Annotated in this window: 3 protein-coding genes; all 3 read right to left on the reverse strand. The window is 53.1% G+C overall.

All coding sequences use genetic code 11. From position 1 onward, the window contains the following. Positions 1-387: 387 nt before the first annotated feature. Entirely contained in the window at positions 388-1,374 is a 987-nt protein-coding gene (locus G7B67_RS12830; RefSeq protein WP_207780940.1) for a DUF2971 domain-containing protein, read from the reverse strand. Between the two features lie 26 nt (positions 1,375-1,400). Next, entirely contained in the window at positions 1,401-2,024 is a 624-nt protein-coding gene (locus tag G7B67_RS12835) for a hypothetical protein (protein ID WP_166213043.1), read from the reverse strand. A gap of 77 nt (positions 2,025-2,101) precedes the next feature. Continuing rightward, positions 2,102-2,644, reverse strand: a complete 543-nt coding sequence (locus tag G7B67_RS12840) for a hypothetical protein (protein WP_207780941.1) — start codon at positions 2,642-2,644, stop codon at positions 2,102-2,104. Positions 2,645-2,784: the final 140 nt, after the last annotated feature.

Here is a 2,784-nt window from a genome sequence, read left to right on the forward strand (position 1 = left end):
TACAAGCGCTCAGCCCAGATGCCGCCTGGTGGCATGGGATGCGGCAAATGCCGCCGGAAGGTCCGGGCGCACCCCTGGGCAACTCGGGCGCGACCCGCGGACTAGCCGAAGCTGCTTGTGCCGAAGCCAAGATGCACAGCCGCGCACCGATCGCCACGGGCGCCTGGCGTTGATGCCGCCAGGCCCTTCCGATTGCGAGAGTGCCGCCTAGAAACACGGGCGCCGCCTCGAACTGCTCGAGCGCGACCGACGATGGTGGGCGAAAGCGACAAGGTGCTGGGCGAAGCGAGCAATCCGAATTGCCGGATGGCCTCAACAGGCCTGCTCCTAGCGGCCTAACACCTGAATTAAGCCGAGCCGCGAAGCGGCTTCGGCTTGAATGAACTGTTAGCCCTCATGGCTTTGAAAATGAAGCTCTCGATCCATGCCGATGCTGGTTTGAAATATCCGGACATTTGGGTAAGCGGCTGCGAGGCTGAGAATGTGATGGCGATCGTGAGCCAGAACTAATGGCCCAAGATAAATGTGGGACAGGTCTTCTGCTGAGAAAGGGCGATCCCAGTACTGAGTCTCGTCAGATCCCTCGGCATAGTCGACGATGCGCCATTCCTTTTCGTAGCTCCAGTCATCGGACTTTGATTGAGTTGCGATCTGGTGGATGGCTTTTGCAGCGGCAAGGCTCTTTAGGCAAAGAAGCTTGGCCAGCCCATGGTCTGTGTAGACGTCCGGTTTCGCCTGTAGATATTCGATTGGTTCTGCGACTAGAAGGAAGTTGTCTGTTGCATCATTGCATTTGAAGCCGAGGACCACTCCTCTATACCGATCGGCGTAGTGGTTCCACATAGCAACATGGTTTGGGCTCTCCGCAAGGCAAAGAATTCGTAGCGTTGGCACAACAGATTTCCAATGATCGCGTAGTTCTTGAAGGGCGTTGCCTGATTGAAGTTGAGTGAGTGTCTCGACTATTGTGGTTCGGAGTTGCTCTCTCAGCTCAGGCGGAAACCCGTCGCGAGCGAGGGTGAATAGTTGCGCCAGCGAGTCATCAAAGTCCGTCAAGTCTTCTGGCGGAGCGTCTAGGTATTGATTGAAAAGATCTGCCGTAGCACGGGCAATATCCGCTGAGGTAAATCCATGTGCGATATCTCTAGGAACGTCAAACGGGTCGTTGAATAACAGCGGAGAGCTCCACCGTAACCGGCTGGTTAAAAGTACTTTCCTCGCCGTTTCGGCTGGCATGTATTTGAAGAAATGCTGCCTGTCGTGTTGGCGAGAACTTTCGGACATGGGGGCTAACACCTGAATTAAGCCGACATGCGTAGTGGAGGCAAAAGGTGGCACGCTTTTTCGGTGCCGCCTTTTGCTGGAACGAAGCATGTTCGGCTTGAATGAATTGTTAGCACTCAGGCGAAAACCTTTGCAGCTTTATCTGCGACCTTGCCCGGATGGTAAGCGTTTGGCAGCTCCTGCACTTTCTTGGATCCCTCCCAAAGCGCAGTATCTAGCGTAATGATATTCATGCAATTCTTTGGAATAGCGTAGAAATCCATTAGATATTTTGCAGTTGCGAGAATTAGCAGATCAACGACGCTAACGTTTTTGCCATGCTTGTGATAGAGCTCGTTAAAGCGATCCACGGAAATTATCAGATCACGTGATGTGGGTATGTCATGGACCTTAATCTTGCGGTTGGCGGCGCGCAGTACATTTGCGGGAGTGTTTAGAAATAGGGCGAGCTTGTCTCTCGCAATTTTATGATCCACCGGGCGCTTGAAGTACTTGTGCTTGTAGTACTTCTTGGCAAGCACCTTGAAGGTCTCCGCAATGCAGATATCCGGGATATAGATGATCGCGTGTCCCGATGTGAGTTGAGAGTCTAGTTCTGCCCACCACTCAAGTGAGTTCTCAATCGCAGATCTCTCAGTCAGATCAGTCACGATCTTCGGAGGGATAAATTTGTTTGCCAGGAAATTGGCGTCAATCACGTAAGCAATCTTTGCGGCAGGCTTGCGTTGGATCTTTCTCACCCTAGCCATAGGCTCCCCCTGGGTGCTAACACCTGAATTAAGCCGAGCCGCGAAGCGGCTTCGGCTTGAATGAATTGTTATGCCCCACCTGCATCGCCATGACTCCAGCCAACTCTGGCGAACTTGCCAGAACCCTTGCCGATCACCTTACGGTCTATGAGCCTGGAGGTGAAGTTGTAGTCCCCATCAATCTTGACGATGAGTAGTTTGTTGAAGTTTCCGGCGCGCTTTACCTGGACTCGATCGACGGACTTCATGGGAGTTATGGTCTTTACCTCGCAGAAGTCGTTGCCGATCTTTCCGTCTGAGCCCGGCGCGCAATATCTGTGGCGCTTGAGCCCGTACTTGACCTCCGCATAGACCTCTCCGAGTTCGCCCCAGATATCTAAGTAGCGCCCAGTGATCACTTTGTACTGGGCCGCCGCATCTAGGAGGGATTGGAAGTTGTTGATTAACTCGATCGAGGCTTTCGGGAATTCTCGACGCAGTTCCATTTCCTCAGCGTGTTCATCTATGTACTCCCAACTTATCCATGCGCCCTCATCCCATATGCCGAGGGAGGAGTCGGTGTAAAGCCGGTGATTCATTGAGCACTGAACCATGCCGTCAGGGATGTCCATCGTCTCTCCTGTGGGGCATAACACCTGAATTAAGCCGACCTGCGTAGTGGAGGCAAAAGGTGGCACGCTTTTCAGTGCCGCCTTTTGCTGGAACGAAGTAGGTTCGGCTTGAATGAATCGTTAGGCCGCCATTTGCCCAC

This window comes from Cognatiluteimonas telluris (assembly GCF_011320095.1).
GTDB classification, from domain to species: Bacteria; Pseudomonadota; Gammaproteobacteria; order Xanthomonadales; family Xanthomonadaceae; genus Cognatiluteimonas; species Cognatiluteimonas telluris.

Bases quoted from the DNA above. Each gene is read 5' to 3' on its own strand.
- G7B67_RS12830 (WP_207780940.1), bottom strand. From the start codon at position 1,374: ATGCTTCGTTCCAGCAAAAGGCGGCACCGAAAAAGCGTGCCACCTTTT.
- G7B67_RS12840 (WP_207780941.1), bottom strand. From the start codon at position 2,644: ATGGACATCCCTGACGGCATGGTTCAGTGCTCAATGAATCACCGGCTT.